The organism is Paenibacillus sp. FSL R5-0766 (assembly GCF_037971845.1).
Classification (GTDB): Bacteria; Bacillota; Bacilli; order Paenibacillales; family Paenibacillaceae; genus Paenibacillus.
Genome location: NZ_CP150227.1, coordinates 2,762,825 through 2,789,699, shown reverse-complemented (window position 1 = coordinate 2,789,699; position 26,875 = coordinate 2,762,825). Strand labels below are relative to the sequence as shown.

Below are 26,875 nucleotides of genomic sequence, written 5' to 3'. Positions count from 1 at the left end.
ACTCGGGTTCGCGAACTATTGGATGCCATGATTCACAGGTGTTCTGTTCGCTATGGGCGCAGGGATGTATGTAAAAGGAAGTAACTCTGCTGTCAGTCCCGGGCCAAAGGCCAGCGCTATCCCACTGGTATGCTCTTCCTTCTGTCTGTAATCCTCGCGGATGCCTTGAAGAACAAAAAGAATCGTCACGGAAGACAGGTTGCCATAATCCCGCAGGATGTTTCGGCTGTAGGAGACCTGCTCATCTGTCAACTGATACAACTTCTGAACCGCATCCACGATACCTCTGCCTCCCGGATGGATTGCCCATATGTCCGGTAAACTGCTCCCCTCCAGCAACCGCTCTACCTCTGGACCAAGATGTAAACCAAGCAGCTTCGGGATCTGTGGTGACAGGTAGAGATCAAAGCCTGTATTGCCCACTTCCCAGATCATTTCTTCTGCACAATCCGGGAGCAGCGTTGAGTGCCCGCGACCTAATCGAAAATATTCATTGCGGCCTGTTCCAGACGCACCAATAATACAGGCAGAGGCACCGTCTCCGAAGAACGATGCGGCATACAGGTCGTCCCATTTGGAAGATGGTTGGAAGTGAAGTGTGCATAGTTCCACACACACGATGAGAACCGTAGCCTTCTGATCTGTCGTTACAATGGAATTCGCCAGTTGGATCGCCTTCAGACCGGCTGCACATCCTTGAAACACCAGTGGAATCCGGTTGATCTGCGGTGACAGTTCAAGCTGTTGGATCAGCCGAACATCAAGTCCGGGCAGGAATTGTCCTGTGCAACTTACCGTAATGAGATGTGTAATTTCCGAGGAGGTTACGTCTGCATCCTGAAGGGCCTGTCCGGCCGCTTCCAGACCAAGTGGAACAGCAGCAGCTTTGTATTTGCCCATACGCTCGGATGTAGTCGGAACCTCCTCCGCATTGGTAAAGGGTAAATATCGACAAGAATCAACAGGCTCAAGCAGATTCGGTTCACACGTATACCGGGTCTCCACACCGCACTGATTAAAGATCCGTTTGGCCCACCTTCTCGCATCCGGCTCATGTTCCAGCGCTTGCGCGAGACGGGCAGATACATCCTTTTGCTCAATACGGTGGGCAGGGCAGGCCGTTCCTATTCCCATAATACTTGCCCCAGTAGTTGCCTCAAGCTGGTTCATCGGCTTAACCTCCTATATCGTACGTGTTCAAAAGTTGGCTTTTTAAACAACCTATATATAAAATAGGTTCATATGACATGTGTGCAAGATATAGTACAAGTCTATTCACTACCTGTCCTGTTTATGTTCATATTAACAAGCAAAGGCGGACAACATATGCGATTTTCGCACGTGCTGTCCGCCTTTGCTACCGGATTAAACCCGTTCCTATATTACATATTCGATCAGTCAGAACTATTCAGGTCGAATCACTGTGAATCTCTCTCCAAGTTTGGCATAATCATTACCCGCCAGTCGACTGACTGGTTTCAAATGATCCATCAGGATATAGCCCTTGTCCGGATTGTAGACTTGTTCGCTGAAATGATACTGTACAATGCGTACCAGCAGCAGGTCACTCACCGGTTTGCCCTCATCATTCGTGATGGGAATGTGCTGATACAGCTCACACTCCATCCGAATGAGTGCTTCCTGAATTCCTGGCACAGCAACCTTGGTACTTGGCACTGTAGTCAGTTTTGTCCGCTCAAGCTCACTTTCGTGGGGTTCCAGTATGGCTGCTGTCTCATTGACTTCTGTTATGATTGCTTCATCACAGATATGCACAACCAGTTCTTGATGAGCAAGCACATTACGTGCAGTATCTTTCATAATGCCGTCTTTACGTGCAATGGATATGGATAACAGCGGTGGGTCCGAACTAACCACATTAAAGAAACTAAAAGGCGCTGCATTAATTACACCATTTTCATCTGAAAGTGTCGTCACAAAAGCAATTGGACGTGGCACCACCGAACCACTCATCAGTTTATAGTTGTCTCTTCCCGTTATTTCACGTGGATCCAATGTATACATATGTAAATATCCCCTTCCTTGCTCGTGAAGCAAATGACAACTCTACTTCATGATACGACAATGTTTCTACTTCTTTATTATATATCGTAAAATGCTGAATTAACAAAAAAACTCCCTGGTGCCCACTGCACCAAGGAGTTTGAACATGCCATTTCGTATTGGCTATTTCTTATTTAACGATGCTGTTCTGAATGTCTTCCATAATTTGAAGGTTAGCTTGAACTCCACTATACAGCCAGCTACTAGAACGGGTAAATTCGAACAAATTACCATTTTTCACAGCCGGGATGCTTTGCCATACCGGATCTTTCAGTGCTTCTGACCCTGTACCTTCATCACTATTCACAAAGAACAAGTAGTCTACATCCATTTCCGCCAATTTCTCCATAGAGATCGAAGACCAGTTACCTGTTGCATTGGCAGAGATTTCTTTTACAACTTCAGGCTCTAGAAGTCCAAGCTCTTTGTACATTACTTCTCCACTTGATACGTTATCACTTACAATAAAGAACTTGCCGCTAACCAACCAAATGGCCGCTGCTGATTTTGTTCCACCTGTAACGTTGTTGATCTTTTCCTTGATTTCTGTAGCTTTAACTTCGTAATCATCCAGCGCTTTTTGCGCTTCATCACTCTTATTCAAAATCTCACCGATTTTCAGCAACGTTTTGCGCCAGTCGCTATTAATCTCATCGCCGAGTACGAAAGTCGGTGCAATCTTACTGTATTGTTCGTATTTCTCACCTTCAACCACACTTTCGGAACCGATAATAATCAGATCCGGGTTAAAACTCGTTACCCCTTCGAAAGGCAGATCGAAGGCAATCGTTGGAATACCATTCAGATCTTTTTGTAGATATTCCTGAATTCCGTTGGCTACAGACCATTGGGCAACTGGCTTAACACCTAGTGTTACCAGATTGTCTTCCAGATAAGAAGCGATAATGCGCTCCGGATTTGCGGGAATTGTTACTTCGTGTCCCATTGCATCTGTTAATGTGCGCTCTGTCGGGGCTTCTGTTTGTGTCTCTGTCTCCGTTGTTGTATCGTTCTCTCCTGCTGCTCCGTTCTCTGCAGGCTTCGCTCCACACGCGGCCAACCAGATGGACATAACCATCACCGTAATTAGAATCATGATCATCTTTTTATTTCTCTTAAACACTTGATATATCCCCTTTCAATTCATTATGAAAACCTTATTCGGCGTTATTGTGACAGATATCAACGTTCAAAAATATTGACACTATTATTGATACATATAATATCCGTATGTACATTTGTCCGATTCCATTGACAATGATAATTGTTATCAGTTCAGTTGTCAATCCGATTATGTGGCGAGGCGATCATATAAAATCTTCTTGGCGGCACTCACATATAGGCGGATGCCGCCATATGCTGAGTGCAGAATACGACGACAGGAAGGATGTTCTGTACATGTATTACGAATATAACCCTTATCTAAGTTATGGAGAAGACCGTTCCTTTCAATTGCCTCCCCTATTCCCAGGAGGTGGCGGTGGCGGCACCCCGGGTGGTCCGACGTTTCCGGGTATACCTGGCGGTCAAGGCTCCTATCCTCCATACATTCCAGGCGGAGGACCCGGTCCATATATCCCCGGAGGCATTCCAGGTACAATCCCGGGTACAGCACCGGGTGTACCTGCGCAACTGACTCAAGGCAACCTGCCCACCCTGCTTAGTGCCTATCCTCGTCCGGTAGGTCAGCCTCCGGCAGAGATGCTTTTTCTGTATAACCTGATCAAAAGCAGCCCGGGTCTGCTTCCGCTCTTCCTCCAGCAACAGCCGCAAAATCTCACTCAAGCTGTGCAATTTGCACAGACTGGTGCAGCAGCACCACGAGATAACGAAGAACGTGCGCTGCCCAACTTTTGTTATAACCGGTGGTCCCTTGTATTCACATACAATGATGTCTACCTGATGTGGCCTGCGATTAATCTGTTTGGTTTTGTGGTGGGGTATTTCTATCCATTCCTCACGCCAGGTATACTGTCCAATACACAGATTTTGTTTGCGCTTTGCTAAACCTGTCCTTACCTACAGCAAGAGCCTCACTTGGAAGCATAATTCCTTCCAAGTGAGGCTCTTGTTCGTTCTTTTATCCAGATGTACCATTACATTACTAAGACTCCATAAACGCAAGGTGTACAGATTCAGTACATTTAACTCAACACTTGATCGTTCTGGCGCTTCCTGCCTCTACTGACCATTAGGAAATAAATCACCAAGGCACCGAGATCAGCACATGCAATAACGATCCCCATTGGCACAGCTGTTCCTTCTCCCCCGAGACCTACGAGGGGAGCGACAATACCACCGAACAGGAACGTCATCACACCAATAAGCGCAGACGCACTGCCTGCCGATTTCTCCTGATTGGCCATCGCCAAGGCAAAGGACGCGGTATTGACCAACCCAACACTGGATACCACCAGAAATAACGGAATCAGTACAGAGATTAGATTACCTCCGGCCAGAATGGCGATGAGCAGAGATGTTCCTCCGAGCGCCGCGGTTAGCAGCCCCGCGATTAACAGGCGAGTCTCTGATACCTTTCCTGCAAGTTTGCCGGCAATCTGACTGGCCAGAATAATGCCTAACCCGTTAATGGCGAAGCAAACACTGAACATTTGCGGGGATACCCCGTATATTTTCTGAAGCACAAACGGTGAACCTGATATGTACGCAAACATGCCAGCAGCTACAAACCCTTGGGTTAACGCATAACCCATAAACTGACGATCCCCTGCGATTTGGCGAAACGTAAGTAATGTCTGTTTCAATCCACCACTTGATCTGCGATTGGAAGGTAATGTCTCCCCGAGACCGAAAATGACAGACAACAGCGTCATTATTCCGATAAGGCTGAGCAAAATAAATACGCCGCGCCACGATGTATACGTCAACAATTGTCCACCAATGATTGGTGCAGCAATCGGGGCTACGCCGTTAATCAGCATTAACAGGGAGAAGAACCGTGTCAGTTCAGGGCCCGAATATACGTCTCTGACGATTGCGCGCGAGATGACAATCCCTGCCGCTCCAGCTACACCCTGAATGAACCGCAGCACAACAAAAGAGCCCATCGTAGGGCTGACCAGGCAAAGTATGGAGGCGATCGTGTAGAGCACAAGCCCTGCAATGAGCGGTGTTCGCCGACCACGCACATCACTTAGAGGTCCGGCAAGCAACTGTCCAACCGCAAGTCCAATCATACACGCCGTCAGACTGAGTTGAGCATACGAAGTAGATGAACCAAACTCATCAGCCAGCGTGGGCAATGCGGGTAAATACATATCCAGGGACAACGGCCCAAAGGCCGACAGTGTCCCCAGAATTAAAGCCATCCGTACACGAGATGTGGAGTTTGTGTTCAATGAAGCTGTTGTACTTTTCATCAAATACTACTCCCCGCTACCCAGCAGCTTGAGCAGATTGGACGGCAGTGTGAACTGTTGATTGTTAATAATAATACGGCGTAATTCTTCTTCATCCCGCTCGTTATCCGCGTCCTTGATCTCCTGAATTTCCCGGTGAAGTCGCTCCATCTGTTGATCCAGCGCATTTGCGGAATCTGCCGCACTCTTTAACTCTCTTGTCAAATGCTCGGGAACATCCTTATTGTATTTATAAAAAATCTTATGCTCCAGACTCGCCCAGAAATCCATCGCGATTGTACGGATCTGAATCTCCACACATGCTCGTTCCTCACCATTGGACATGTACACAGGCACTTCCACCAGAAGGTGAAGGCTTTGGTAACCATTTGGCTTTGGATTCTCGATGTAGTCTTTGACCTCCAGTACACGCAGATCACTCTGGTTGCACAGCATATCTTTAATGCGATAGATATCCGAGATAAAGGAACATGTAATCCGTACCCCGGCGATATCCTTGATATTTTGCTTGATGCTCTCAAACGTTAACTCATGATTTTTGCGGAACATCTTGTTCATAATGCTCTCAGGTGATTTCAGTCTGGACTTTGTATGCTCAATTGGACTGTAATCATGCAAAGACTGGAATTCTTCCTTCAGGACTTCAATCTTGGTCTCCATTTGATCCAGAGCAAATTTATAGATCATCATAAATCTGGTAATTTCATATTTGAATTTCTTGAATTGATCGATTGGATGTGGAGCGTTCATCATGGCTTTCTCCCTTTCTTTCTGCACACTAAAATTAGTTTTATGAATATGAGAACAAGCGGTCAATCCACATGTCTCATGACCCATTATAAATCATATGGAGCCAATAAACGAATTTCTCACATTTGGGCTGGCGATTCAGCCTGGAAGGTATGGGAACTTATTTTACGTACATCCTATAGAAATATCCCTGTCATTTGGCCCGCAATTATTATAAAAGAGGTGGATTTTCCTGCTCTATCAAGTGACGTATTCATCCGATACACTTCGGGTTAAAGCTTATTTATACCTGCCACAAGGTTGCTCATTACCTGATATCACGACATTTGAAACTTCTCATGCCGGCTCTGTCTCCTCTGCCTTTCCGGAATTCGCTTCCATACATACATCTCTACATCTGCAACCACTCGCCAGCCACTACCCTTCTGCCAGAATGCATGATATCGCACACACACAGGAACAATGGCCTGTGCTGATCTATTGTCGCGGCGGACTTGGCAGCTATGGCGGGGTAAATACCGTTTGGCTTGAGCAATTTGTACATAAAGGTTATATCGTGTTCGCCCCATCCTATCGTGGCAACGAAGGCGGTGAAGGTCGTGACGAGTATGGCGGGAAAGATGCCGAAGATGTGCATGCCGCTTACCGGTTGATACAGCGTTTACCCTTTGTTGACCCGACTCGCATTTCTTTATTGGGGTTCTCCCGTGGAGCCATTAATGCTGTACATACCGCAACTGCCTATAATGAGGGACCGGACAAAGTACATAAGTTAGTTCTTTGGAGCGGTGTCGCCGATGTGGAACGCACTTACCATGAGCGAACCGACCTGAGGCGCACATTGAAACGGGTGCTAGGTGGTTCCCCACGCACGGTTCCAGAAGCTTATCTCGCCCGTTCTCCCTTGTCGAAAGCGAACAAACTATCTTGTCCCGTGCTAATCATGCATGGTACATCAGATACACAGGTGAATTATAGTCACGGAACCCGAATGTATCACTGGCTTAAGCGCCGAGGTGCGGATGTCACATTTCATGCTTATGGCGGGCAGGATCATCATTTTCACGAGAAAATACATGAGTCAGCGGTTAACAATATGTTTGATTGGCTCGCTGCACCTTAAGTCTTGCGCGATGAATTTCATTTTGAAGATGCATGGGTTATGGCTGTATACTGGAGGGGCTACGTTTTTTTGAAAGGACGGATAGGATGAATCAAAGCACCCTCCAAAAATACGCCATGTTGCTTCTCTGTATGTCTGCCGGAATGGTGGACCTGATCGGATATCTGGGACTGGGGCATGTGCTCACAGCCAATATGACGGGAAATATTGTTTTGTTGGGTATTGCCATCGCCCGTGCTCAGGAATTTGTCGTGCTGCGGTCATTGCTTGCTCTCATTGGTTTTATTGCCGGCAATGCCATTGCAGCACATATGGTTGGACCTGTGCAGACCAAAAATGGCTGGTCTTCCAGGGTCACAGCCGTGTTCACTGTTGAAAGCATATTGCTGCTGCTGTTTGCCATCGCCATGATTAGTCCATTTTCAGAACAACTGTCTTATCTGTTAATTGTCATCCTAGCCGTTGCAATGGGGATGCAAACAACTGCGGCACGCCGCATTGGCATTGCTGGCATCTCAACAACCGTGCTCACCAATAATTTGGCCGCTGTGGTTGAGGATACCGTAAGCATCCTCAAAAAGCTGCGACATGCCAATGTTCGATCGTTAACCAAAGCCTTGTCCACAGACGCCTACCTTCGTGCAGGTGCTGTTGTCATCTATTTGATCGGCGTCATTGCAGCCGCATTGTTATTCCACCGTGTGCCCATGATTGCAGTCTGGATTCCTGTCCTGATTATTGGCGGCGTAACCCTATACGCCCGATTCCATGCATGGGGAACTTCACAACAAAGCAAAAGTTAATAGTTGAAGAAGCAACCTGTTCATTTTCAAGAGGCTGTTCAAAAGTCCGCTTTAGGATACTGAAAACTGGTCTTTTTGAACACGTACTTTAAATTGTTTTAAGTACAATCACACTATTTATTTCATCAAAGCAGCTTCTTGTCGGATAAGCTTGACCAGATGCTGTGCAGCAGGTGATAATACCTCGCCGGCTCGTGTACATACGGCAACCGTATTTCTCAGCAGTACACCTCGAACAAATACACGTGCCAGCCTGCCTTGCTGCACATCTTCGTTCACAACCAAAGAAGATATAAAGTTGGCCCCATAACCTGCCTTCACCGCACTAATCGTTTCGTTCAGCCCGTTGAACTGAAGCGCAATGCGGGGAGCGGCCAGGTTATTTGTTGTGCAAAGGGAAACGAGTCGCTCACGCGTGGCACTGCCTTCTTCGCGCATGATGAACGGTTCTGCCACCATCTCATGCAGCTCGATTTCTTTCCCCGCATACGGATGGTCAGGGTGCACAACAAACCACATCTCATCGTCAAACAATTCATCCCATTGGACACCTGCATGTGTAATACCACTTCCACCATACACTGCAATCTCTGCCTCATAACGAAGTAATTGGTCAAAAGCCATCCGGGTGTTGGTTGTGCTCACAACAATCTCCACATCCTCGTGCATTTGCTTAAACCGCGCAATCCAGCCCGGCAACAGAAAATTCGAAGGCAAGTAGGTTGCCGTAAGACGGATCAGTCCTTTCTTGCCCTCCCGAAAATCCTGCACAAAATTCTCGACATCCTGCTCCAGCATGAACAGACGTTCCGCATAACCTGTTAACTGTATCCCCGCATCCGTAAGCACCAGTCTTCTTCCCTCCGAAACAAAAAGCTGGATTCCTAATTCACGTTCAAATTTCTTCACCTGAGAAGATACCGCAGGCTGACTAATATTTAGTTCCTCTGCGGCACGAGTGACCCCGCCATATCTCACGATGGCATGAAATAATCGTAATCCATGCAGATTCATGTTTACACCTCTTCCACGTCAAATACATAACCTAAAGTTATATTAACATACATAATATATATTTTATTTATATATCAATTCCATCTATAGTTGAAATATGAAATCCAATACAAGAAACAAGGAAGGAACATGTGAACATGAAAAATATAAATACAACCGACCTACAGCATACCTGGACTCAAGTCGACGACTACATGAATGATCTGCTAATTCCCTCGGATGCCCTGCTGGAACAAACCCTGCAAAGCAATGCCGAAGCTGGACTCCCTGCTCATGACGTAACACCGAATCAAGGAAAGTTACTTCAGCTCCTGCTGCAAATCCAAGGAGCATCCCGTGTACTTGAAATTGGCACACTGGGTGGATACAGTACCATCTGGATGGCAAGAGCGCTGCCTGAACAGGGACGCATCGTCTCACTGGAATCCGAATCACACCATGCAGACTTGGCCCGAGCCAATCTCACACGAGCAGGACTGATGCACAAGGTTGACCTGAGAGTTGGTCCTGCCCTAACCACCCTTCCCGATGTTCAGGAAGAATACAGGGAACCGTTTGATATGATCTTCATCGATGCTGACAAACCGAGTAATCCCGATTATCTGAGATGGGCCCTGCGACTGACTCGGCCGGGGAGTCTTATTATTGGTGATAATATCGTCAGGGACGGTGAAGTGATCCGCACAGACAGCACAGACCCCAGAGTTCAAGGCGTTCGATCATTCCTGCAGTTGATCGCGGATCACCCTCGGCTTGAAGCTACAGCACTGCAAACCGTCGGTAGCAAAGGTTACGATGGATTCGTCATTGCTCGTGTGATTGATGCCCCTGAACCAAAATAAACAGTGGTCAATTCTTCCGCAAATTCCCCTTTCCTGTTAAACTGGAATCACTGCACAGGCAGACTGGGGGGAACCACTTGAGAGTTTTACAACATATTCATGATGAAATTCGCGGCTGGTCCCGCAATATTCAACTGTTTTTCCTGGCTAGCATTCTGTATCAGATCGGAAATGGCATGTTTTCTGTCTTGTACAATCTGTACATTCAGGGTCTGGGCTATAATGATACAATGAACGGCCAGATTGTAAGTATTCAATCACTCGCAACAGCCATTATGTTTGTTCCTATCGGTCTATGCGGTGATCTGTTCAGCCGCAAGCGATTACTCATTACCGGGGCGTTATTCAGCGGAATCTTTCTGATCGGACGCTCCTTCGATTATTCGGCTACAGGACTGATCTGGTTCGCGGTATTCTCTGGCCTTTTCGCTGGGGTATTCCAAGTACTGGCCATTCCTTATCTGGCGGAAAACGTCAAAAAAAGCCAGCGGCTGAAAATGTTCAGTTATTATTCATCCCTTGTGCTCGCTTCCCAGGTGCTTGGTAGCCTGGGTGGCGGTGTATTCGCAGATTTGTTACATACGGCAGGACTCGCCAAAGTGACCGGATTGCAGACGGTTTTATTTGTCGGTGGTGCAGCAACACTAGCTGCATTTATTCCACTGTTATTTGTAACCGAAGGCAAGGCTGCTCCGCAGACCACGATTACGGCGCAACCCGTTCTTCAACCCGATTCGGGTCTAGAAGGAAATTCAACGAATACCCCAAGCACGGACGATTCGATCACGAAGAAAAAAGATTCCCGACTGATTGGTCAGTTTATAGTGACTCAGTTGTTAATTGGATTAGGTTCCGGACTGGTTGTACCGTATCTGAATCTGTATTTCACCAATCGGTTCTCGGTTTCTCTGAGTGGCATGAGCTTACTGATTGCACTTGGTCAGATTATGACGATTGTATCCATGCTGATTGGTCCTACCCTGGCGGCAAAGGTCGGAAGCGTAAGAGCCGTTGTCATTTTCCAGGTCATGTCGCTGCCCTTCCTTCTATTAACAGGCTTCACCAATCTGTTGTTCATCGCTTCGCTCAGTTTCTTATTCAGACAAGCATTGATGAACGCAGCCAATCCCATTCATTCAGCCATACTGGTGGATCGGATCTCGGACAAACGCCGCGGGATTGCCAATTCATTGATGCAGACCTCGTTCATGATTGGTTGGGCGACCATGGGGCCTGTCCAATCCTATCTGGTCACCACGTACGGAACGTATTGGGGTTATGCGATCACTTTCAGCATCACAGGCTGTCTATACGTTATTTCATCACTGATGTACTTTGTCATGTTCAGAGAACCCAAACCTTCCGCTACGGCTCTCGCAGGATCTTAACCGGTAGGCTAAACGGATGGATCAGATGAGTATCATGGCACATGAAGTGAATGCCGATCTTTCGGTTGTATCCGGGTATCAATTGTTTCGAATTCTGTTTATTTTCTTTATCGTCTCTTCCGTACTGAAGATGATTCTTGTACATATGTTGAAAGAAAAGAAAGTTAAGCCCTATCTTCAATGATCATATTTTGTCTGATCCCATGCCAAAGAGAGTATCCATTTGATGTCACATCCTGCGGATACTCTCTTTTATTTGTACAGACTCATCTTCAACATTTGGCCTCATTCAATTTTAAGCATAATGACTACTTATGAATAAATTCGGTTGTACATCCAGCCTACAATGCCCACCGTAACCACTGTTGCCCCAATAATAAATGCATAATAGCCAATCTTACTTTTGGACTCCGAAGTCTGATGGTCATAATAATCCGAGTTACGTCGGTAAAACCCCATCCATAAATCTCCGATCATATTCACTACAACCAATACAAAACGTTTAACAAGCCCCATTGTATTCGCGTCTCCTCTCTCTGATCGACCTTCTTCCCTATTAAGTATAATTATCCCAATTCATTAAAACAACCTACTCATATTACCTTTGGTGCAGTTTCTTGCTCCAACCAGGTTAGAATATCAAATGCTTCCTGATCGGTGCTACCACACATCTCTTCCTCAGCTTGCAATCCACTGCATACCGCAGGACGCTCTTTTTGGCCAAAAATTCCGCAGCGATTATCATCCGTAAGCTGCACACAACGTACACCTGCCGGCTTGCCATGAGCCATACCCGGTATCGGTGATGATATGGAAATCGCGATACAACATGCGGCACAGCCTGTCCTGCATTCCATACATATTCCCTCCCACTATAAAGTAATGTTTTCGCCTGTTTTCTCGTCCATTCGTAGATTTACAACCTCGACATCTTGGCTTGATGGGGGAATATTGGTTCAGAACCAGATTTTGCTGTAATGACCGGTGACGGGAACAGAGCTTGGACTCCATTTTTTATCCAAACTGTGGTCATGCTTATGATCGCACAGTGGATCTCCACATCTCCCTCGGGGTTCACCCTCCCATGTCACGCGGGGTCATTGCCCTTACATTCCTTCGTTCTACCTGCCAAGGGGTGGAGGCCGATTCTTGCTCCTAAACGGGGTCGTTGCCCTTATGGAATGGTATTCTTCGGCTTCTCCGGTGCTTCAATTGTCTCGTTATACATCTGTGAACGAGTGGAGATTTCAGACTATTGATTCTTTGAACTAAGCTGCAATCTGTTGTAACTGCGCTTGTCGTACAGGACCAAGAACTTCGTTTGCGTTGTACTCTATTTCCTTCGTCCCCAGCGTGTGCAGGACGCGTATCAGTTTGCCGCAGAGCGCGATGAGCGACTGTTTTTTCTTCAGCGGATTTTGACTTCGTGTTGTGAAATACTTGTGAAGGGCCTTGAACTCCTCATTCTTAGCTACCATTGGCATGACGCAACGGAACAATAGGGCTCTTAGTCGAGATCGTCCACGCTTGGTAATGCCAGTTTTACCCTTACGCTTACCAGAACTATTTTCTTTTAGATTCAAGCCCGCCAATCGGATGATTTGTTGTCCGTGGTCGTAATGACTCAAATCGCCAACCTCAGCCAGAAATCCTGCAACGGTAACCGCGCCAACGCCTGGGATATTCAACATCTGCGTTGTTCCCGGTATCTCACTTAAGATGTCCATGACCTGTTTCATGGTCGTTTCCACCTGTTTAGAGAAAAGCTCATACTGGTCGAGCAAGCTCAGAAGCTCCAGTCTCGCAGCTCGTAACCCTTCGGTAAGCCCGATGGATATCCCGGCTGTCGCAAAGAGCTTTTCCGCTCTCTTGATACCGACTCCGCGCTTCACTTCCGTTTTCCAGTGTGCGAGAACGCCTCTGGCGCCTGTAGAGACGATCTCTTCCGGTGTCGGAAACTGGCGCATGGTCATCAAGGAAGTTTTGCCTTCCCAATCTTTAAACACGCTCAAATACTCTGGAAAATAGCGGTCGAACCAATTATGCACACGTGCCTTGACTTGGTTTAAACTCACCATAACCTTCTCACGGAAATTCATGAGGATGCGTAGTTCGGCATATTCCATTGCCGGCAATTTGGGCTCCGAGTACTTCCCGTTTCGAATGAGATCTGCAATGACTTTGGCATCCTTATAGTCACTCTTCGTCGGCGAGTTATCCTCAAGTTCCTTGCTCTTGTTTACGTGATGCGGGTTCACAATGACGATCTTGATATCTCGAGCTTCCAGAAAAGCGGCTAGCGGAAACCAGTAGTGCCCGGTAGGCTCGATTCCGAAAACAATGTCCGTTTTCAGATGAACCTCCTGAAGTTCTTTCATCCATGTTACTAGCTTCGTTAACCCTTCCTGATCGTTGTGGAACACGCAGTCTTTTCCTAATTCAATGCCACGGAAATCTACCGCTCTAGCTACGTGAATCTTTTTAGCAATGTCTGCTCCAATGACTAGCGTTTCTTCCGTAATTCGCGTAATCCGTTGATTCTGTTTCTGTTTCATCTTATACTTCATTATGTGCGCCTCTTTTCGTATGTGGGTATTGTTCTTGTCCGGAACAACGATTCCCAGTATACTAGAGGCGCATTTTTCATTCAAAGCTCAAATTACTTCATTACAGGAATGGCTCCTAATTTCAATACACTTACAATACATGTTCAAAAAGACCGGTTTTCAGTACCAAGAAGATGGGATGAAGCTAGAACCTCTTAATTATGAACGATTTACCCAGGTCCAGGTTCGAGCAAGCCCCTGAGCCATTCTCCGATTCATGCTTCGATTGGAAAAATACCCCCCATGACTTAGCGGATTCCAACTCATAGCCACGCCGCCAGAGTTCACTTCGATGTCTTCTTTGACCGCTTTCTCATAAGCAGGATCAATGGGACGTAACGGATAACCCAGAATATCATCCCGATCGTAGAAGTTCACCCATTCCCCTTCCAGCCCGGCATAATACTGATTCACATGGGAAGAGGGCACCTGAATTGGGCAACTAAAGTCATGGTAACGCAAACTCCATAAGGGCAGGGTTGTACCAAACGAGTAAAAATGGGTCAGCGTGTCCCCCCGCTCCAGAGCCGAGTTCACATCCACAATCTCAGGAACACGACTGGACGGATATTGCAGATCGTAGAAGAAGTTACTCGCGATTACGGCACCCAAACTATGGGCAACCACACAGAGCGGAGCTTCCGGTCCATTACGCTGTGCAAGGGTATGCATCGCCTGATTCAACGTTCGATGTACGGCATCATAGTTATGGCCTTGATTTTCCACCGGTTGATAAGCAACCGCATCAGCCAGGTAATGGATGACAAATCGACGCAACGCCTGAAAGTTCAATCCCGGAGAGCTGACGAGCTGTTGAAAGAGCGCCTCTTCCCGCTCCTCAAATACATCCGCCCAATATACAGGTTCGATATCCAGCATCTGTTTGGAGGCTCCAGGCAAGACCATCACCTTGTCCAATTCCTTATGCAAACAAGCAATCAGCTTGTCCGCGTACCCATCCTTCCGCATACCCAGCCCATGAATGACCATCACCGCAATACGTGTCATGGCTCTCCTCCTCATCGATTGACTAGGATCTCTTTCTCCACCATATGAATTCCACGACTCGAACATGCCTGAAGCTTGCTTTGTCAGAAGAACCTTTCCAACCACCATTATTTTAAAAATCTGATTCTTCCATTTTATATACAGTTTACCATGATCGTCATGAAAATAACGATTATACAGCAAAAAGGAGCTGCACATCACGCAGCCCCTTCTTGTTGTTGTATTCAATTAACCTTTCAGATGAACCTTCAACACACCATTTTGATTAGATGTAACATCACCTGTCGTGACTTCCACCCGTTCAACCATATCCTGACCATCTGGAATGATAATCGGTGTAATCAGTGGGTATCCCGCATCTTCAATGACCTTACGGTCGAATTCCAACAGCTTTTGCCCAGCCTTTACATGTTCGCCAGCTTCCACGTGCATGTTGAAGCCTTCACCCTTGAGGGATACTGTATTAATCCCGACATGAATCAGAACTTGTAATCCACTCGCGTGTTCAATTATTACCGCATGTTTACTTTTGATCACATGAGCTACTTGAGCATCAAACGGGGCAACAACCAGGTTGCCGGAAGGTTCAATCGCTACACCTTCACCCATCTGTTTCTCGGCAAAAGCCGGATCAGGTACTTGCTCCAGTGACACGGCCTGGCCTGTTAATGGCGCCATGATTTCCAGTGTATTCACGGCTTCGTCCCTTACTTGAGCTGCACTACGTGTGCGCTGGTTTGGATCTGTTTTTGCAGTTGAAGAGGTAACACCCGAAGCAGACTGCGATGTAGCCGCTTTAGGCTCAGCAACGGTTTCATTACTTTCATTACGATCTTCTTTTCTCAGTTTGGCTCTGCCAAAAAGGACGGTCAGTACAAATGGTACAACCAGGACAATCGCCATGCCGATGAAGAAGACGCCCCATTTGTCAGGGAAAATCGACAGGAACCCCGGTACGCCACCTACACCGATGGAGGTTGCCTGAACATTATTCATCGTCAGCAACACACCACCAATCGCGGAACCGATCATACCAAAGATAAACGGATAACGGTAACGGATGTTAACACCAAAGATCGCCGGCTCGGTTACCCCGAGGAAGGCCGACACCGAGGACGTTGCCGCAAGTCCTCTCATTTTCTTCTCACGCAGGACAAGCATCATCGCAAGTGCCGCCGAACCTTGTGCGATGTTGGACAATGCCAGCATCGGCCACAGGAACGTACCACCCTGACTACCAATGAGCTGAACATCGACCGCGAGGAATGTGTGATGCATACCGGTGATAACAAGCAAAGCGTATAGACCACCGTAGATCAGACCACCCAGCGCCGCGTATGAATCGTAAACATAGATCAAGCCGGAAGTAATTGCATTCGCAATGGCAAATGTAACTGGTCCAATGATCGTGAAGGCCAGGAATCCGGTAATCAGCAACGTGACCGGTGCAACGACCAGCAGTTTAATTGAATCATGTACCCTTTTGTTCAGGAAAATCTCCATCTTCGCAAGCAGATACGCCGATACCAGTACTGGCAGAACCTGCCCTTGATAACCGATCTTCTCAATCTCCCAACCGAACAGATTCCATGTTGGCACCGTGCCATTATTCACGGCATCAGCGTAACCATATGCACTCAGCAGATCGGGATGTACCAGAATGAGACCCAGCACGATCCCGAGCAGCGGACTGCCGCCAAACCTTTTTACAGCTGCCCAACCAATTAGCGCCGGCAGGAACGTAAAGGCTGTACTCGCGATTGTATTAATAATGGATGCAAGATCCTTCCAGGCTGGATAAACATCCACTAGTGATTTTCCATCAAAGAAAATGCCTGGACCTGTCAGAATATTGTTAATTCCGAGCAAAAGACCTGCCGTAATAATCGCTGGCAAGATTGGAATGAAAATATCCGAGAGTGTTTTGATCGCTCGCTGGATTGGATTTTGCTTTTTACCAGCAACCGCCTTCACATCATCCTTGGAAGAACGATCTCCCCCAGTAATCTGAATCATCTCATCATAGACTTTATCCACCAGACCAGGCCCAATAACGACCTGGAATTGTCCTTGGGAAGAGAACTGACCTTTAACCAGATCATTCTGATCCAGACTTTCAGTATCCACTTTACTCTCATCGTACAAGGCAAACCGGAGTCGTGTAACACAGTGCGTAGCAGCTTCAATATTCTCTTTGCCACCGACTGCCCGGACGATCTCCTCAACCTGTTTTTTATCGATTGCCATAGTGTCACTTCCTATTTATAAAATGTGATTAGTCCTGTTGTGGCACAAGCCACATATAGGATGCATACGGACTGAGAGAGATTTCCTGCGTCAGCGCAGGGGCTGACTCCGTATTTCCTATGAGTAACTCTGCTGATTTGCCTGCAATGTGATCATTCCAGACCGCTGCCGGAAGCGAGAACGTGACGTCTCGTTTGCTGAAGTTGGATACAACAATCAGGGTTTCACTTCCATTGGTCCGTGCGTACGCGAATACATCCGGGTGTGCATCATCCAATCGTTCATAGAGACCGTCGATCAGCACGTTAACCTGTTTACGCAGGGCAATCAATTTGCGGTAGTGATAGTAGATCGAATCTGGATCAGCCAGTTGCTGTTCCACGTGAATGGAAGGATACCGCTCATCCACCTTCAGCCAAGGTGTTCCCGTAGTGAAGCCTGCATTCTGACTTCCATTCCACTGCATCGGTGTTCGGGAGTTGTCCCGGGAACGCTCTTTTACGATTTTGAAAGCTTCTTCAGCGGATTTGCCTCGTTCTTCCTGAAGCAATCGGTACATGTTCGTTGATTCGATATCGCGGAACTCACTAACGTCATTCCAGACTGGATTCGGCATTCCGATCTCTTCACCCTGGTAGACATAAGGTGTACCTTGCATGCCGTGTATCGTTGTTGCAAGCATCTTCGCACTCTCGGCACGATAATCACCATCATCGGCGAATCGGGATAATGCCCGCGGCTGATCATGGTTATTAAGGAACAGCGCGTTCCAACCTCCACCGGCTTGCATGCCTGTCTGCCACTCACTGAAGAGCTGCTTCATCGCTTCGAAATCATACGGCATCAGTTCCCATTTCTGACCATTTGGATAATCCACTTTCAGGTGATGGAAGTTAAACGTCATCGAAAACTCCCGGGAAGCCGGGTTCGAATATTGGATACAATGTTCCAGTGTTGTGGAGGACATTTCCCCTACAGTCACCATGTTGTGAGGCCCGAATACTTCATCGTACATCTCGGTGATGTACTCATGCACACGTGGTCCATCCGTGTAGTATTTGCGTCCATCACCCGGTGACACGCTACCATCATCATCAGGGAACCGCTGGTCTTTGGAGATCAGGTTAATCACGTCCATACGGAAACCGTCCACACCTTTTTCGGCCCAGAACTTGATCATATCCCGTACAGCTTTGCGTACTTCTTCATTCTCCCAATTCAGATCTGCCTGCGTTTTATCAAATAAAGTCAGGAAATATTGTCCCGTCTGTTCATCTAACTGCCAAGCAGGTCCACCAAACTTCGATTGCCAGTTGTTTGGCACACCGCCATCCGGGGCAGGATCTTTCCAAATATAATAATCCCGATACGGATTATCCTTGGAAGAACGGGATTGCTGGAACCACTCATGATCGGTCGAGGAGTGATTCACCACGATATCAATCATCAGTTTCATATCACGAGCCTTCAGACCTTTCAGCAGTTCGTCAAAATCCTCCATCGTCCCATAATCCGGATTAATTCGGTAATAGTCCGCTACGTCATATCCATTATCATGCTGCGGGGATACATATACCGGCTGCAACCACACAATATCGATACCCAGATGCTGCAAATAATCAAGCTTCTCGGTTAATCCACGAATATCTCCAGTCCCCGATCCAGTTGTATCATTAAAACTCTTCGGATATACCTGATACACCGTTGATGTCTTCCACCAAGATGACGGAGTTGTGTTATTAGAACTCATGTTAACGCCTCCAATAAATTGTAATGCTCTCATGTGATGTTCTCGGTTAACTTCATATCTATATTACATAAGTAAACATGTATATACAAGTTGAAACTATAATATGTATATTCTTCGCCTCTTCTACACATTCCCCATAAATCTTTCCTCTGTAACATTTATTTTGGAACCTGCGTTCGTGAACCCAATGATATCTGTATTGGGACAACAAAAACCAGCTAATGTTTGTCAAGCATTTCAGGTTGGATGAGTTTTCTTTTCATGTTATACTTTTTTCGACCAATGCAAATAACCTCCACTGCAATGGAGGTTTTGGTTAAATATGGATTAAACTTGGTAGGGCTGGCCCTTCTGCAAGATGGCGAAAATGTGATGCAACAGCTTGTTTGCGCAGGCGATCACAGCCACCTTGTAGGGCTTGCCCTCGTTTCTTTTTTTCTCGTAGTACGAACGGATTCTTGCATTCGCATTCTTTCGCATTCCACATTGCACCGCTAAATATAGCGAACGTCTGAGCCTTTTAGAACCTCGTTTCGTGATTCGTGTACTTGTCGCTGTGAACTTTCCTGAACTGAAAATCCCGGGGTCAAGGCCCGCAAACGCCACAAGTTGCTTCGCATCACTAAACTGTTTCACATCACCTAGTTCAGCTACAATGGCTGCGGCCAGTTTCGTTCCAATTCCCGGGATACTTCTCACCAGTTCGACTTCGGGCAGATTTTCTGCGAGTTCCTCCATTTGTTTTTCGAGTTCCTCCAGTTGCTGAATCATCGTCAACAATAAAGAGACCATTCCGAGCAGTGCCTTGCTTTGAGCGGGGCTACGCCGAATTCCTCTCCATTCATCCAGTACTTCCTCCAGTTTTCTCGCTTTTTCATGGGCCCATCGCTTGGAATGGGATCGTCCCGAATTACCCTGAATGACTTCATTCCAATTCGCCACACTTCCCTCCAAACAATGAGACAGCACCGTCAATGATGTGGTTGAAAACACATTGTAAAATATCTGCTCATACGCCGGAAACACTTGCTCCAGCAAGGCTCTGCTGTTCAGCTTCGCCTGCACAAAGATTCCCGTGACAAACTCATGCTGCCGAGTCAAATGCTGTAGCTCTGTAAACGTCTCATCCCAATTTCGATGTGGCTTCACGTCGCCGCGATAGTACATCTCTGCCAGATGCCAAGCATCTGCAGCATCTGTTTTAACTTTGCGTAACTGCGTTCCCTTGGCTCGCTTGGATTGCAAGGGATTCACAATGTAGTAGGTGTAGCCACTCCGATTCAGACAGGACACCAAGGCACGATGGTAATGCCCAGTCGCTTCCAAAACAACCACAGGAGCAACACCCGTTTCGGCTTGAAGGGCCCCTAACATCTCCGTGAATTGTTCGAATCCACTCGCAGCATGCTCAATGACGATAGCTTTGCCAACGGGTTCATTTCGTTTTTGAAACGCCTGTATCACACTTGAACCTTTAGCGACATCTACACCAACAACAGGTTCCATATGCTCACTCCTTATCTTTTGTTTCGCCGGTCCTTTCCACGATGGTTCCAAACCCATAGCTTCGCTTGTTATACGGGGTCAACTGCCCCTACCAGCCCAAACATGGTCTTTTGGAGGTCGTGGGAGAACTGTTTTTGTTACGAGGTCCTAGCCCCTAAAACCGCCACGTTCTCCCGGCTTCCCCCATCGTAAAACGACCACATAAAAAGGCCAACCAGTAATTACTGGCTAACCTGATAATACGAAAACCGTCTGTTCTTCCCACCATTGGTGCGGGCTACAGACGGTCTAATTTGGTTGAACTTGGTTGAACTTGGTTGAACTTGGTTGAACTTGGTTGAACTTGGTTGAACTTGGTTGAACTTTTTAAATGTATTCTACTGTTTTTTACTGTTGTAATGGATTGTTATTATTGGGTTGCTGTCAATTGACTTCATCACCACAGCGGAGCCAAGCCTCTTACGACATCTCCGGTGAAACTACGGCTTTCCCTTGTTTTTCCTGCATATTCAACTTCAATAGAGATAGTGCAGCTTGCTCTTCCCTTTCCAGTTCAGCAGCACTGATCTCACCAGAGAGTACGGCACGCATTCGCTTCTGATCCAGCAGACCTTCCCATTTTGCCACCACAAATGCTGCGACACAGTTGCCCATCAGGTTGGTGAATACACGCATTGTATCCATGAATCGATCTGCACCAAGCAGCAGAGCAACCGCTGCTACCGGAAAAGCATTGACAGCCACTGCCGTTGCGGACAGGGCCAAGAATGCGGAGCCAGGTACTCCTGCCATGCCTTTGGAACTTAACATCAACACCAGTAAAATCGTAATTTGCTGCATCAATGTCAGTTCAATCCCTACAGCCTGAGCAACAAAAACTGTAGCCAAGGATAAATAGATCGAAGCGCCATCCAGATTAAACGAGTACCCCGTCGGCACCACAAGACCCACAACCGCACGATCACAACCCGCCTTGGTTAGTTTGTCCATCATGCGTGGCATCACTACTTCTGATGATCCGGTTCCAATCGCCAGCATCACTTCAGAACGGGTATACTTCACAAATTGCAGGAAATTTAGCCCGGTAATCCACCAGGCAGCCAATGCCAGCATGACCAAAAACAGCAGCGCTGCGCCGTAACAGGCCAGAATTAGCAGACCAAAGGATGATAATGTGGAAGCTCCATAGGCACCTACCGTGTAGGCCATGGCTCCAAATGCACCAATCGGCGCGAGTTTCATGATATAACCGATGATGCGGAACACAATGCCGAGCAAGTTCTCAATCAGCGTAAGTACATTCTCTTTTGCCTTACTCTCGGTTGCTGCCAGTGCAACCCCGAACAGGCATGCCACGAGCAATACTTGCAGAAGTGCATTTTGTGCAAAGGCATCCACAACACTTGTCGGAATAATATTCATGATAAAGTCTACCGTATGCGGTAACTCGGAACCATTGGTTTTCGCTTCAATGCCGCTTGCATCTATGGTTGAAGGGTCCACGTTCATTCCGGCACCTGGGCGAAGCAGATTGGCTGTTCCCAATCCAAGTACCAGCGCCACTGTAGTTGCAATCTCGAACCACACGATGGCTTTCAGTCCGATGCGACCCACTGACTTCAGATCACCGATCTTGGCAATACCTGTCACAATCACCATGAAAATCAGTGGTGCGATGATCATCTTGATTAATTTGATGAAACCTGTTCCGAGCGGTTGCAGCAAGCTACCCAGATCCGGCCACAGGATGCCTACGCCAATCCCGATGATTACCGCTACAATAATTTGAAAAAATAATGATTTCATAAATGACATGAACGCTCCCCCTGTTTGCGGTCAATTCGGATTTCCGTTTGGTTTCCGTGTAACTTTTTATATCATTCTAAAAGGGAGTTCAACAATGGAATTTCAATGTTTTTGTCATTTGTACCAACTCTATCGGTGGAAATTGAACCTGGAACCGAAAAAAGACGAATATCACGTCAGTTATCTTGACGTGATATTCGTCTTTATCCATAAATTCATTATTTATTGAACAGGGGTTAAATGTGCATCACAGGGTAATAGATTCTCCCGGGGTCAGCACACGTCCTTCCAACCCTCTTGCAGCTAGTTGTTGCACGAAGTGTTCCGCATCCTGACGAATCACCGGGAATGTATCATAATGGACCGGAATCGTCAGTTTGGCATTAAACCATTCGGCCGCTTGCAGCGCATCCTCAGGTCCCATGGTGAAATGTCCACCAATCGGCAAGAAGGCTACATCAATATCATGACGATCACCGATCATTTTCATATCCCCGAAGAGACTTGTGTCTCCGGCATGCAAAATCGTTTTACCACCAATATTAATGATATATCCAGCAGGCAACCCTGCATACATGATCCGTTGTTCTTCTTCCAGCACAATCCCGGAAGTATGGAACGCCTGAATCATTTTGGCTTGAGCAAAATCAAGATCTACCGTTCCGCCCATGTTCATGCCGAGTGTATCCAGACCTTTCCAGGACATATATGTAGCCAATTCCACAATAGCCACAACTTTGGCGTTATTTGCTTTGGCAATAGGTTCAGCATCGAGGATGTGATCCATATGTGCATGTGTCAGCAACACAACATCGGTCTTAATATCTTCAGGCTTCGTGACGGCAAGCTCGTTGCCACGCAGGAAGGGATCAATGATCAGAGACTTTTCTTCTGTGCCCAGCTGAACACTGGAGTGACCGTGGAACGTAATATTCAACAACTTGGATTCCTCCCGACATATGTTTTGATTATTTTGAAAACCACTATTTATTATAAATCATAGCTCTTTACCAACGCAAAATTACGCTAGCCTCCGTGTCACCGTTGCTTACGATATACCCTTGCTTCATACGGCTGAAGCTGAATCGCGCCTTCATCGGTAGAGTAACGTCTGCTTACATTGCTGATGATCAGCTTGGCATGCTCGGAATCCCAGCCTTCCGGCCAGTGCATCTCCGGTTCATGCCCACGGAAATTCAGAATGACCAGCATCTGCTCATCTTCCAGCGTTCGGGTATAGGCATAGATATCCGGATCATCCGGCAGTAGCAGTTCATACGCGCCATAGATAAGCACTTTATGTTGTTTGCGAAGGGCAATTAACTTACGGTAATAATGCAAAATGGATTGCGGATCACTTTCGGCATCAGCCACATTAATCTCTGGATAATTATCATTCACCTGAATCCACGGCTGCCCCTGGGTAAACCCTGCGTGTTCCGTCTCATCCCATTGCATCGGCGTGCGGGCATTATCGCGACTCTTCAGCCAGATCGCCTGCATGACTTCATGCTTCGACTTACCTTGACCAATGTAATGATTGTAATAATTTTTGGTCTCGATGTCCCGGTATTGTTCGATATCAGGGAAAGTGACATTGGTCATACCGATCTCTTCTCCTTGATAGATGTAGGGGGTCCCTTCGAGTGTAAGCATCCATGTCGCCAGCATCTTAGCAGAACGTACCCGATATTTACCATCATCACCAAAACGGGAAACCGGACGTGGCTGATCATGGTTGCCCATATAATTGGCGTTCCAGCCTCTACCATGCAAAACCGTTTGCCACCGGCTCATGATTTCTTTGAGATCTGTCAATTTCCATTCCTTATAGTTCCATTTACCAATTCCGGAGGATTTAGCATCGATAAACATATGCTCAAACTGGAATACCATATTAAGCTCATCACGATCCGTCCCGACATAAGCCAAGGCCTGCTCAGGCCCAAGTCCCGAAGTCTCGCCAACTGTCATGGGTCCGTAGGGTTTCAGGATCATGTTATTCAGCTTCTTCAAGATCGAGTGTACCTGTTCCAAGTTGGAAAAGAGCTGATACGCTGGAACTACCGGCAGATTATCCGGATTGTGTGCACTTGGCAGACCCTCTGCCTTGGCGATATGCGCTACTGCATCGAAACGGAATCCGTCTACCCCTTTTTCCAGCCACCAATGCACCATCTCATACATCTCTTCTGCCATCTGTGCATTGTTCCAGTTGAGATCCGGTTGCTGTTCGGAATACAGATGCAGATAATACTCATTTGTCTCGGGATCATGCTTCCACACCGAACCTCCAAAATAGGACTCCCAATTATTCGGCACCTGCCCATTTTTACCTGAACGCCAAATATAATAATCCCGTTTCGGATTCATCTTTGATGAACGCGATTCAGCAAACCAAGCATGTTCATCTGACGTATGATTCAGCACCAGGTCCATCATGATCTTGAGACCACGCTTGTGTGCCTCTGCCAATAATCGATCAAAATCCTCCATCGTCCCATACTTGCGTAAAATGCCGTAGTAATCCCGGATATCATATCCGTTATCATGTCCTGGTGAATCGTAAATAGGACAGAGCCAGATCACATCTACACCTAAATTCTCCAAATAATCGAGCTTCTCATAGATTCCCTGCAAGTCGCCATATCCATCTCCGTCCGAATCTTTAAAGCTGCTCGGGTAAATCTGGTATACCACACTCTCTTTCCACCAAACGATGTCGCCCACCTCGCTCTCATCATTGTTCAATATATAAATTGAACGAAAGAATATTTACACTGGACACTCCGATGACAGAACAACCTTCCGATCGCTGTTATCCCCAAATTTTATGAATTCCCCTTATAAGGGGAAAATCCGGGGATAGCTTATGCTTCCGATGCAGCTTTCTTTCAGAAAGCTTTTAGGCGAACGCTTTCGCTTCTTCAGGTTATTTCTGTCCTCTCCGTTTCGTGTAAATGTTTAGTTAAATTTATATATAATCTCTGCTCACGATATAAATAAGCCGTTAATATGTTTTATCCGAAATGATTCCCTTGTAAACATTTGAAAGGTATCTTATGCAAAAGACCCGGTCATGGACCGCGATCTGCGGTTCAATTCCGAGTCCTTTTTTGTGAACATAAGACTAACTTAAATACGGCGTATCCGATCCAGGCACCGATCGTGTTCAGAATAATGTCATCCACATCAAACGAACCTACACGTGTAATCAATTGTGTGACCTCAACACCCAGCAGAAGCAAAACTACTGTTGATGTAAATGTCAGGAACGAACGACACCTCCGAAACAACCATGGAATCCAGATGCCCAGCGGAATGAACAATACGATATTGCCAAACAGGTTTTTGACCCAGGTATCTGTATTGTACCTCTCCCTCTCCAATAGAAGTGGCCGAATGGTCTCGAAGGGTACGAGATTATATTGATAATACATGCCTGGTGTTCGGCCGCTGATGAACAGTAAAATGCCCATAATCAGTATGTAAAGGACTGCCATGCAAGTAACAATGGTCAGCATCCACTTGGAGTGGAGCCACGACTTTTCGCTCATCCATCTGTCCTCCGACCTTGAATTCCGCGAAGCGGTAAGGTCTATTTTAACGGGATATAGATCTTCATGTCCAGTTGTTCAGGGGTCGATTTCCAGACATCCGTCACTTCAAAGTCCGGCCCTTCCCTCCGTTCATAGTTCGACTGCGGCAGCCAGCTGCCATAGATCATTTTACGAATATCCTGCCCGGAGCCTTCCACGGTGAACTCTGCATACAAGCCGCCCGGAATTTCAATCGAAGTAAAACCGGGTTCAAGTACCTGCGATGCTCCACCGCTTTCTTCACCCACAATAAAAGAAAATGCTCCATCCTCTTCAAAATGACAGGCCACACCGTATGCCATATCAGGGCGTGTCCTCTCCGGGATAACCATGAATCTCTGTTCCAACCCAAAATCGTGATAAAATCCCGGTATCTCGGCATAATGCTGATTGTCATTCAGGTTGGTCTTATAATCATAGCCGACAATCCAGTTTGGTTCCCGTGTGACCAGACGGGGTGTGTTCATGTGGAATGTTCCACCAAGCGAAGTTCGATATTCATTAAAATCAATGTTCTGTTGCATATTCAAAAGAGACCACTGATCCGCTTCCAGCTTACGCAGCTTCGCCGGTGTCATTCCAAAATAAGCTGAAAATGCACGTGTAAATGCCTCTTGAGATTGATAGCCAAAGCTCATCGCAATGTCCAATATGCCTTCCGATGTGCCCCGCAACATCGCAGCAGCCTCCGTTAATCTGCGTCTGCGCACATATTCCAGTACCGTAAATCCCGTGATCGCCTGGAATAAACGCTGAAAATGAAACGCCGAAAAGCTCGCAGCCGCGGACGTCTCTCTGATATTAAAATCATCTTGCAAATGCTGCTCCAAATACTCAATAGCAAGCTGAATTCGTGTGTAATGATCCATAGTGACGGCTCCCCTATCTAATTCAAAATATCAAACGATTTCTTATGTAGTATGACTGAGATCCAGATCTTTTTTTTGATTTTGTGTGCGAACTTGTATGATGAAAAATACGCGAGTTTC

At 46.7% G+C, this 26,875-nt stretch carries 24 protein-coding genes; 6 read left to right on the top strand and 18 right to left on the bottom strand.

The window, feature by feature from the left end; genetic code table 11:
- Nucleotides 1-15: 15 nt before the first annotated feature.
- From MKY66_RS12735 to MKY66_RS12725, 3 genes are all read right to left on the bottom strand, one after another.
- On the bottom strand, nucleotides 16-1,170 hold the full coding sequence (locus MKY66_RS12735; protein ID WP_076217034.1) for a type III polyketide synthase: 1,155 nt from the start codon (nucleotides 1,168-1,170) through the stop codon (nucleotides 16-18).
- A gap of 234 nt (nucleotides 1,171-1,404) precedes the next feature.
- Nucleotides 1,405-2,025 carry a flavin reductase family protein gene (locus tag MKY66_RS12730; protein ID WP_076217035.1) on the bottom strand — a complete coding sequence of 207 codons (621 nt, stop codon included), beginning with the start codon at nucleotides 2,023-2,025 and terminating at the stop codon, nucleotides 1,405-1,407.
- 169 nt (nucleotides 2,026-2,194) lie between these two features.
- Nucleotides 2,195-3,187, bottom strand: coding sequence for an iron-hydroxamate ABC transporter substrate-binding protein (locus tag MKY66_RS12725; RefSeq protein ID WP_256704400.1), 993 nt, complete (start codon nucleotides 3,185-3,187; stop codon nucleotides 2,195-2,197).
- A 233-nt stretch (nucleotides 3,188-3,420) separates the two neighbouring features.
- On the opposite strand from MKY66_RS12725, the gene MKY66_RS12720 reads away from it, so the two are divergent.
- Nucleotides 3,421-4,071, top strand: coding sequence for a hypothetical protein (locus tag MKY66_RS12720; RefSeq protein WP_076217037.1), 651 nt, complete (start codon nucleotides 3,421-3,423; stop codon nucleotides 4,069-4,071).
- Between the two features lie 137 nt (nucleotides 4,072-4,208).
- Here the strand turns inward: MKY66_RS12720 and MKY66_RS12715 are convergent, their stop codons facing one another.
- Both MKY66_RS12715 and MKY66_RS12710 read right to left on the bottom strand, forming a co-directional pair.
- Nucleotides 4,209-5,444 (bottom strand): multidrug effflux MFS transporter, encoded by a 1,236-nt coding sequence (locus MKY66_RS12715; protein ID WP_076217038.1) that lies wholly within the window; start codon nucleotides 5,442-5,444, stop codon nucleotides 4,209-4,211.
- A 6-nt stretch (nucleotides 5,445-5,450) separates the two neighbouring features.
- A complete protein-coding gene (locus MKY66_RS12710) occupies nucleotides 5,451-6,194 on the bottom strand; it encodes a GTP pyrophosphokinase family protein (RefSeq protein WP_036608962.1) in 744 nt (247 codons plus the stop codon).
- 244 nt (nucleotides 6,195-6,438) lie between these two features.
- On the opposite strand from MKY66_RS12710, the gene MKY66_RS12705 reads away from it, so the two are divergent.
- Nucleotides 6,439-7,317, top strand: coding sequence for an alpha/beta fold hydrolase (locus tag MKY66_RS12705; protein WP_083657423.1), 879 nt, complete (start codon nucleotides 6,439-6,441; stop codon nucleotides 7,315-7,317).
- Nucleotides 7,318-7,403: 86 nt separating this feature from the next.
- Complete coding sequence (locus MKY66_RS12700; RefSeq protein ID WP_076217040.1) at nucleotides 7,404-8,120, top strand: YoaK family protein; 717 nt, start codon at nucleotides 7,404-7,406, stop codon at nucleotides 8,118-8,120.
- Between the two features lie 117 nt (nucleotides 8,121-8,237).
- Here MKY66_RS12700 and MKY66_RS12695 read toward each other — a convergent pair whose 3' ends face one another.
- Nucleotides 8,238-9,134: a LysR family transcriptional regulator gene (locus MKY66_RS12695; RefSeq protein WP_076217041.1), complete on the bottom strand. Its 897-nt coding sequence runs from the start codon at nucleotides 9,132-9,134 to the stop codon at nucleotides 8,238-8,240.
- A gap of 137 nt (nucleotides 9,135-9,271) precedes the next feature.
- On the opposite strand from MKY66_RS12695, the gene MKY66_RS12690 reads away from it, so the two are divergent.
- From MKY66_RS12690 to MKY66_RS12680, 3 genes are all read left to right on the top strand, one after another.
- Nucleotides 9,272-9,976 (top strand): O-methyltransferase, encoded by a 705-nt coding sequence (locus tag MKY66_RS12690; RefSeq protein ID WP_076217042.1) that lies wholly within the window; start codon nucleotides 9,272-9,274, stop codon nucleotides 9,974-9,976.
- Nucleotides 9,977-10,053: 77 nt separating this feature from the next.
- Complete coding sequence (locus MKY66_RS12685) at nucleotides 10,054-11,364, top strand: MFS transporter (RefSeq protein WP_076217043.1); 1,311 nt, start codon at nucleotides 10,054-10,056, stop codon at nucleotides 11,362-11,364.
- Nucleotides 11,365-11,380: 16 nt separating this feature from the next.
- Complete coding sequence (locus tag MKY66_RS12680) at nucleotides 11,381-11,548, top strand: AbrB family transcriptional regulator (protein ID WP_143760408.1); 168 nt, start codon at nucleotides 11,381-11,383, stop codon at nucleotides 11,546-11,548.
- Between the two features lie 128 nt (nucleotides 11,549-11,676).
- Here the strand turns inward: MKY66_RS12680 and MKY66_RS12675 are convergent, their stop codons facing one another.
- The 12 genes from MKY66_RS12675 to MKY66_RS12620 form a co-directional block, all read right to left on the bottom strand.
- On the bottom strand, nucleotides 11,677-11,880 hold the full coding sequence (locus MKY66_RS12675) for a hypothetical protein (protein ID WP_076217044.1): 204 nt from the start codon (nucleotides 11,878-11,880) through the stop codon (nucleotides 11,677-11,679).
- Nucleotides 11,881-11,957: 77 nt separating this feature from the next.
- Nucleotides 11,958-12,221 carry a YkgJ family cysteine cluster protein gene (locus MKY66_RS12670; protein WP_076217045.1) on the bottom strand — a complete coding sequence of 88 codons (264 nt, stop codon included), beginning with the start codon at nucleotides 12,219-12,221 and terminating at the stop codon, nucleotides 11,958-11,960.
- Between the two features lie 411 nt (nucleotides 12,222-12,632).
- Nucleotides 12,633-13,919, bottom strand: coding sequence for an IS110 family transposase (locus MKY66_RS12665; protein WP_339806924.1), 1,287 nt, complete (start codon nucleotides 13,917-13,919; stop codon nucleotides 12,633-12,635).
- Nucleotides 13,920-14,129: 210 nt separating this feature from the next.
- Entirely contained in the window at nucleotides 14,130-14,978 is an 849-nt protein-coding gene (locus MKY66_RS12660; RefSeq protein ID WP_076217269.1) for a chemotaxis protein, read from the bottom strand.
- Between the two features lie 228 nt (nucleotides 14,979-15,206).
- Entirely contained in the window at nucleotides 15,207-17,225 is a 2,019-nt protein-coding gene (treP, locus tag MKY66_RS12655) for a PTS system trehalose-specific EIIBC component (RefSeq protein ID WP_076217268.1), read from the bottom strand.
- Between the two features lie 28 nt (nucleotides 17,226-17,253).
- On the bottom strand, nucleotides 17,254-18,975 hold the full coding sequence (gene treC, locus MKY66_RS12650; protein WP_076217267.1) for an alpha,alpha-phosphotrehalase: 1,722 nt from the start codon (nucleotides 18,973-18,975) through the stop codon (nucleotides 17,254-17,256).
- A 327-nt stretch (nucleotides 18,976-19,302) separates the two neighbouring features.
- Nucleotides 19,303-20,481 (bottom strand): IS110 family transposase, encoded by a 1,179-nt coding sequence (locus MKY66_RS12645; protein WP_076217271.1) that lies wholly within the window; start codon nucleotides 20,479-20,481, stop codon nucleotides 19,303-19,305.
- A gap of 459 nt (nucleotides 20,482-20,940) precedes the next feature.
- Nucleotides 20,941-22,296 carry a C4-dicarboxylate transporter DctA gene (dctA, locus tag MKY66_RS12640; RefSeq protein WP_036670619.1) on the bottom strand — a complete coding sequence of 452 codons (1,356 nt, stop codon included), beginning with the start codon at nucleotides 22,294-22,296 and terminating at the stop codon, nucleotides 20,941-20,943.
- 238 nt (nucleotides 22,297-22,534) lie between these two features.
- Nucleotides 22,535-23,227: a metal-dependent hydrolase gene (locus MKY66_RS12635; protein WP_076217117.1), complete on the bottom strand. Its 693-nt coding sequence runs from the start codon at nucleotides 23,225-23,227 to the stop codon at nucleotides 22,535-22,537.
- 98 nt (nucleotides 23,228-23,325) lie between these two features.
- On the bottom strand, nucleotides 23,326-25,017 hold the full coding sequence (locus MKY66_RS12630) for an alpha-glucosidase (protein WP_143760412.1): 1,692 nt from the start codon (nucleotides 25,015-25,017) through the stop codon (nucleotides 23,326-23,328).
- A gap of 368 nt (nucleotides 25,018-25,385) precedes the next feature.
- A complete protein-coding gene (locus tag MKY66_RS12625) occupies nucleotides 25,386-25,844 on the bottom strand; it encodes a VanZ family protein (protein WP_083657435.1) in 459 nt (152 codons plus the stop codon).
- Between the two features lie 41 nt (nucleotides 25,845-25,885).
- On the bottom strand, nucleotides 25,886-26,755 hold the full coding sequence (locus MKY66_RS12620; RefSeq protein ID WP_076217118.1) for an effector binding domain-containing protein: 870 nt from the start codon (nucleotides 26,753-26,755) through the stop codon (nucleotides 25,886-25,888).
- Nucleotides 26,756-26,875: the final 120 nt, after the last annotated feature.

What these genes read in the sequence shown, in the direction of transcription:
- MKY66_RS12670 (WP_076217045.1), bottom strand. Translation starts at nt 12,221, where the DNA reads ATGGAATGCAGGACAGGCTGTGCCGCATGTTGTATCGCGATTTCCATA.
- treC (WP_076217267.1), bottom strand. Translation starts at nt 18,975, where the DNA reads ATGAGTTCTAATAACACAACTCCGTCATCTTGGTGGAAGACATCAACG.
- MKY66_RS12735 (WP_076217034.1), bottom strand. Translation starts at nt 1,170, where the DNA reads ATGAACCAGCTTGAGGCAACTACTGGGGCAAGTATTATGGGAATAGGA.
- MKY66_RS12690 (WP_076217042.1), top strand. Translation starts at nt 9,272, where the DNA reads ATGAAAAATATAAATACAACCGACCTACAGCATACCTGGACTCAAGTC.
- MKY66_RS12710 (WP_036608962.1), bottom strand. Translation starts at nt 6,194, where the DNA reads ATGAACGCTCCACATCCAATCGATCAATTCAAGAAATTCAAATATGAA.
- MKY66_RS12620 (WP_076217118.1), bottom strand. Translation starts at nt 26,755, where the DNA reads ATGGATCATTACACACGAATTCAGCTTGCTATTGAGTATTTGGAGCAG.
- MKY66_RS12700 (WP_076217040.1), top strand. Translation starts at nt 7,404, where the DNA reads ATGAATCAAAGCACCCTCCAAAAATACGCCATGTTGCTTCTCTGTATG.
- dctA (WP_036670619.1), bottom strand. Translation starts at nt 22,296, where the DNA reads ATGTCATTTATGAAATCATTATTTTTTCAAATTATTGTAGCGGTAATC.
- MKY66_RS12695 (WP_076217041.1), bottom strand. Translation starts at nt 9,134, where the DNA reads ATGAATCTGCATGGATTACGATTATTTCATGCCATCGTGAGATATGGC.
- MKY66_RS12730 (WP_076217035.1), bottom strand. Translation starts at nt 2,025, where the DNA reads ATGTATACATTGGATCCACGTGAAATAACGGGAAGAGACAACTATAAA.
- MKY66_RS12660 (WP_076217269.1), bottom strand. Translation starts at nt 14,978, where the DNA reads ATGACACGTATTGCGGTGATGGTCATTCATGGGCTGGGTATGCGGAAG.
- MKY66_RS12625 (WP_083657435.1), bottom strand. Translation starts at nt 25,844, where the DNA reads ATGAGCGAAAAGTCGTGGCTCCACTCCAAGTGGATGCTGACCATTGTT.
- MKY66_RS12715 (WP_076217038.1), bottom strand. Translation starts at nt 5,444, where the DNA reads ATGAAAAGTACAACAGCTTCATTGAACACAAACTCCACATCTCGTGTA.
- treP (WP_076217268.1), bottom strand. Translation starts at nt 17,225, where the DNA reads ATGGCAATCGATAAAAAACAGGTTGAGGAGATCGTCCGGGCAGTCGGT.
- MKY66_RS12645 (WP_076217271.1), bottom strand. Translation starts at nt 20,481, where the DNA reads ATGGAACCTGTTGTTGGTGTAGATGTCGCTAAAGGTTCAAGTGTGATA.
- MKY66_RS12665 (WP_339806924.1), bottom strand. Translation starts at nt 13,919, where the DNA reads ATGAAACAGAAACAGAATCAACGGATTACGCGAATTACGGAAGAAACG.
- MKY66_RS12680 (WP_143760408.1), top strand. Translation starts at nt 11,381, where the DNA reads ATGGATCAGATGAGTATCATGGCACATGAAGTGAATGCCGATCTTTCG.
- MKY66_RS12675 (WP_076217044.1), bottom strand. Translation starts at nt 11,880, where the DNA reads ATGGGGCTTGTTAAACGTTTTGTATTGGTTGTAGTGAATATGATCGGA.
- MKY66_RS12720 (WP_076217037.1), top strand. Translation starts at nt 3,421, where the DNA reads ATGCTGAGTGCAGAATACGACGACAGGAAGGATGTTCTGTACATGTAT.